Origin of the sequence: Blastomonas sp. CCH1-A6 (genome assembly GCF_001556365.1) — a bacterium.
GTDB lineage: Bacteria > Pseudomonadota > Alphaproteobacteria > Sphingomonadales > Sphingomonadaceae > Blastomonas > Blastomonas ursincola.
Map to the genome: position 1 here is coordinate 1 of NZ_LSIS01000180.1, position 4870 is coordinate 4870.

The 4870-nt window shown below is 61.2% G+C and carries 8 protein-coding genes; all 8 read left to right on the forward strand.

The genetic code is table 11. The annotated features are described in order from the left end of the window. On the forward strand, positions 1–628 hold a 628-nt coding region (locus tag AX735_RS07660), incomplete at its 5' end, for a site-specific integrase (RefSeq protein WP_156447445.1). Positions 629–704: 76 nt separating this feature from the next. Next, positions 705–1160 carry a hypothetical protein gene (locus AX735_RS07665; protein WP_066278135.1) on the forward strand — a complete coding sequence of 152 codons (456 nt, stop codon included), beginning with the start codon at positions 705–707 and terminating at the stop codon, positions 1158–1160. After that, positions 1157–1360, forward strand: coding sequence for a hypothetical protein (locus AX735_RS07670; protein ID WP_066278138.1), 204 nt, complete (start codon positions 1157–1159; stop codon positions 1358–1360). The genes AX735_RS07665 and AX735_RS07670 overlap by 4 nt, the downstream gene beginning before the upstream one ends. After that, a complete protein-coding gene (locus tag AX735_RS07675; protein ID WP_066278139.1) occupies positions 1353–1991 on the forward strand; it encodes a hypothetical protein in 639 nt (212 codons plus the stop codon). Before AX735_RS07670 ends, AX735_RS07675 begins: the two co-directional genes overlap by 8 nt. A 51-nt stretch (positions 1992–2042) precedes the next feature. Next, the gene (locus tag AX735_RS07680; protein ID WP_202189530.1) at positions 2043–2207 is read left to right on the forward strand and encodes a helix-turn-helix domain-containing protein; all 165 of its coding nucleotides are present in this window, start codon (positions 2043–2045) and stop codon (positions 2205–2207) included. Next, positions 2204–2677, forward strand: coding sequence for a hypothetical protein (locus tag AX735_RS07685; RefSeq protein WP_066278150.1), 474 nt, complete (start codon positions 2204–2206; stop codon positions 2675–2677). The genes AX735_RS07680 and AX735_RS07685 overlap by 4 nt, the downstream gene beginning before the upstream one ends. Beyond that, on the forward strand, positions 2670–3593 hold the full coding sequence (locus AX735_RS07690) for a toprim domain-containing protein (protein ID WP_066278151.1): 924 nt from the start codon (positions 2670–2672) through the stop codon (positions 3591–3593). The genes AX735_RS07685 and AX735_RS07690 overlap by 8 nt, the downstream gene beginning before the upstream one ends. Beyond that, a complete protein-coding gene (locus AX735_RS07695) occupies positions 3593–4861 on the forward strand; it encodes an ATP-binding protein (RefSeq protein WP_066278157.1) in 1269 nt (422 codons plus the stop codon). The genes AX735_RS07690 and AX735_RS07695 overlap by 1 nt, the downstream gene beginning before the upstream one ends. The last annotated feature ends 9 nt before the right edge of the window (positions 4862–4870 follow it).

Consider the following 4870-nt stretch of genomic DNA (forward strand, 5'->3'; position numbering starts at 1 on the left):
CCGCCATTTTTCGTCGATGCCTTTTGCGGATGTGCCCGCGTTCGTCGCTCGTCAGCTTGAAGCCATGGATGACGGCAAGGGCGTGACGTCTGCGCGGCTGGCGCTGCTGTTCACGATCCTGACCGCGGCGCGTTCTGGCGAGGTCAGGCAAGCCCGCTGGGAGCATATTAACCGGGCCGAGCGCACATGGGATCGCCCGGCAGCAACCATGAAAATGCGCAAAGGCCACGCTGTCATGCTGAGCGATGCCGCGCTGGCGATCCTCGACAAAGCCGAGGCGCTCGCGATCGGCGATGGCTACATTTTCCCGAGTGCGCGCCGCGATCGGCCTTTGAGCGACCAGACCTTGAGCGCGATGATGCGCCGGGCAGGACTCGATTACACAGTGCACGGCTTCCGATCGTCCTTTAAGGATTGGTCGATGGAGAAAACAGACGTGCCTTGGTACGTTTCCGAAATCGCGCTTGCTCACTCACCTGGCAATGCCACCGAGCGCGCCTACGCTCGCAGCGATCTGCGCGAGCTACGCTTGAACTTGGCAGAGGCTTGGGGCCGGTTCGTCGCCCCATCGCTGTCGATCGATGGCGATAATGTCGTGGATCTGCGCCCAGCCGCAGCCGCAACCTAGTTCCCAAGCGGCTGGGCAAAGGGGTGCCACCCGATGCCCAGCCTATCACCAACGGCAAGCCAAAGGAGATGCCGCGATGACTACCGATGCGAATAACACCAATCCCGATCGTGCCAAGTGGGCGATCGCATTTGCTCGCGTGCGCCAGGCGCAGCAGGATCTGGACGCCTATATCGAGGCGACCAACCCGTTGAAGGAACTGGAGAGGCTCCACGTCGAGCGCGAGCACAACGCCCGGAATATTCAGAGCGCGGTGCCACGGGAGATGACGCTAGATGTTCGGGCCGAAATATTGACTGCCAATCCGCTGTTTGCGGTGCCCGACCAGGTGTACGAGAATGAAAGTGCGTTCGGCGAATTGCTTAGCGATGCCGAGGAGGCGTTGATGAACACGCCCGCGCCCGATCTGACCGCGCTGCGCTGGAAGCTGAACAAGGCCGCGAGCTCGTGCTACAGCCCCGAATATCTGGCGCAAATGCACAAGGATATGGACCGTCTCATGGGCTCTGCGCCGGAATTGAATGCCGCGTGAGGGACCGCGATATCCGGGCGCGCTTCCGGCGCAATCTTCGCGACGGCACCGCATCGCCGCTGACCCTGGCGCAGATCCAATCCGCGATAGAAGCGGGCTGGGCTGGCGAGGGGGCTGGCGTTGCGGGCGGCCGGGGCGCGCCTGTGGCGATCAATTGGGCGTTTCTGGAGCGGCTGCGCGAGGGGCAGGGTGATGGATAAGCCGCGCCTCATCGCTGCACCGGATGACATTCATCCGATCATCCGCCCAGGGGCCCTTTCAAGCAGGGCCCGCTTGGCGCTAAATGGGGAGCTCGCTAACCCTGTCGACTTGCTTGCAGAGCTTTTTGCCAGCGATGTGCCAATCGAGCGCGATGTGCGCGACATGCTTGTGCGGGCGCTTTCGGAGCAGCTAACCCCGGCGATCGCCAAAGGCTCGATTGTGGCTAGCGCCCTGGATCGGGCGGGACCGCTGATGCCAGAGCATCGGCGATTGCGCGTCGTTGGGAACATCGGACGCGAATCTGAGGCCGAGCAGTATGACACCCGCAAGCGTTGGATAGAACTCGCCAAAGATTTCATCGCCAGTGGCTTATCGGCGCCAGAATATTTGGCTTCTGGCCGCTTGGGAATTCTTCCTGATGAAGTCAATTTGCTGGACAATGCCAATGCCTTTTATCGCAATTTCGAGCGCTGGAAGTCGTCCGATCTGGTGCCCGATATGCCTCTGTCACCTTGGGAGGAGGATGACGAGCCACAAATGGAGGGGGCATTTTGCGAATGGGTCATTGAGAATAAGTTATTGAAAAATAGAGACCTTACTACGGCGATCGTGAGAAGGGTGCGGGGATAGTCGCCCCGCTATAGCTGTTCGCTCCTGTTCGTTATGGTTCAGGAGGTTGCGATGAAATTAGCGTACACTATCCGCGAGGCGACCCAAGCCTCTGGTCTTGGGCGAACTACGCTTTGGAAGCTGCGGAAAGACGGCACCCTTAAAGAGAAGTGCATCGGCCGCCGCAGGCTGATCGATGCCAAATCTCTGCACGATCTGGTCGCTTCTGCGTCATGAATAAACTGAAAAGCCCCGCACCGGGTAGGGTGCAGGGCTTGGAAAATCAGTGCCAACCTGATGCCCAAGCCATTAGCAGCAAAGCGACCGCTTTGCAATTCTCCAGCGATGCGGACGCCCGAAATGCACGCCGCACCGCCCAGCTCAAAGCTATGACCGAGCTGGCGCAGCCGTACTATGGCACGCCAGACGGCAAGGCCTTCCATATCGTCCTGGCGTTGTACTGGCGCTTTGCGCAGTGGGCGAAAGACTGGTCGCGCGAGGAATGTGGCCCGTTCCCCTTTTATTTTGCCGCCGAGGAGATCGCTATCGTGGCGCGCATGTCCGATGGCGACCCTGGACCAAGCGAGGATATCCTCAGGCAACTGATCGCGGCTGTTAAGGCCGGGGCGGAATGCCTTCCGGCTGAGATCGGCGAGGCGATCAAGCAGCAATTCAATATCGGACGGGGGATGGCTGGCCATGGTTGATTTGCGCGCGATCGCCCAGCGCTATGGCGGCAAGGTCAGCGGGAACGAGTGCCTTATTCCGACGCCCGGGCATTCGCCCCGAGATCGGGGAACGGCAATCCGCGTCGCACCAGGCGCACCGGACGGCCTGCTTGTGACATGCTTCAACGGCGGGCAGGCCGATGCCCTGACAGTCAAGGACATGCTGCGCGAGGATGGTTTCCTGCCGCCCCGCGACGGCCGGGCAAGGCCGATCACGTCGGCAGAGCGCCGGGCGCTGCGTGACGCCCAGCTTGCCCGGGTGAAGGAACGCGAGGCCGCCCAGCAGACCGCTGCCATGGTCGCGCGGGGGATCTGGAACAATGGCCGGCAGGCCGATGCGACGCACCCGTATCTTGTCCGCAAGGGCTTTGGGGCATTCAGCATCCGGCAGACCGGCGGCATGCTGCTGGTGCCGATGATCGATGCCGATTTCACCCTGTGGAACCTGCAGCGCATTCGAGGCGACGGGACAAAGCTGTTCCTGCCGAGCGGGCGCACCAAGGGGCTATTCTGGCCACACGCGGCGCACCAGGCCGATGGGAAGCCCTCGGATGGCCCGCTGGTCATCGGAGAGGGCTATTCGACCATGGCGGCTATCCACGCCGCCACCGGGCTGGGCGTCATCGCCGCCATGACCGCGCGCAATCTCGAAGCCGTGGCGGTCACCATGCGCCGCATGTTCCCCGGCCGCGCGATCGTCATCGCCGCGGATGATGACAGCCATTTGAAAGACAATCTCGGCATGAACGAAGCACAGAAGGCCGCGCGCGCGATCGGCGCACCGGTTGCGACCCCGCGCGCCCATAGCGCCCCAGGCGAGCCCGGCGCGGACTTTGGCGACATACCGCCCCAGGCCATTGCCCCGCGCCTTGCCGCTGCGATCCGGGGGGAGTGATGGATATGGATCGTGGCGCATACGATATCGCCAGTCACTCGGCTGAAGAGCTTGGAGCCGGTATCTCGAATTTGCCAGCCAAAGCAATCCGAGCTACGCCATTCGCTTGGCCTGACCCCGCTAGCATACCTCCCCGCAAATGGCTTTTCGGGCGGTGGCTGCTGCGAGGTGAGATAACGGCTGTTATCGCGCCTGGAGGCGTCGGCAAATCAACTTTCGTTGGCGGGGTGGCGCTTTCACTAGCCAGCGGGAGGGAGTTCCTCGGCAAGACGGTATGGGAGGGGGCGCGTACCGTTTGGGTGTGGAACCTTGAGGATGATTTGCGAGAGATGGAGCGTAGCCTTATCGCAAGCGCGCTCCACCACCGCATCGGGTACGTCGAATGCGGCGATCGCCTTTTTGTTGATAGCGGGCTCGATCAGCGTCTTTGTACAGCTACTGAAGGCCCTAACGGCTTGCAGATCATCGAGCCGGTATATGAAGATCTGCGCCGCGAGATTGTCGAGCGCGGAATTGATGTGCTGATCATCGATCCGTTCGTCTCCAGCCATGACGTCGACGAAAACTCCAACAGCCTGATCGACACTGTTGGCAAGCGATGGAAACGGCTCGCCAGCGAAACTGGCTCTTCGATTGTACTCGTGCATCACACGAAAAAGATGGGTGGTCAGGAAGTGCGGGCGGAAAGCAGTCGCGGTGCTGTCGCCCTTATCAATGTGGCACGCTCCACCCTGGTCATGAACCCGATGTCCAAAGAGGAGGGGGAGCGCTTTGGAATCGTTGATCGCCATGAACAGCGCGCGATCGTTCGGGTGGACGATGACAAGCCAAACCGAGCCCCACCTGAAAATGCCTGGTGGATGAAGAAGGTATCTGTCGCGCTGGAAAACAGAGACGATTTTGGCCGCACAGATGAAGTCGGAGCGGCAATTCACTGGGTCCCGCCCGACCCGTTTGAGAATGTTTCGACCCGGGATTTGTACGAAGTGCAGTCAGCTATTCAGTCGGCGGATGCTGAGCAGTGCCGCGACAACGTGCAGGCAGCCGGATGGGTCGGGCACATCATCGGGACAGTGCTGAAGCTCGACAGCAACGATGCTTTCCAAAAGGCGAGGATAAAGGCCCTTCTGAAAACTTGGATTGCCAACGGGGCCCTCGCCATTGAGCGCCGAGATCCCAAAGGCAAAGGTCGGGACGTGCCTTACGTGACGGTAGGAGACTGGGTTGATCCGGCCCACCTCCCCACCCCACTTGGCGGGGTGGGGTGAGGTGGGGGA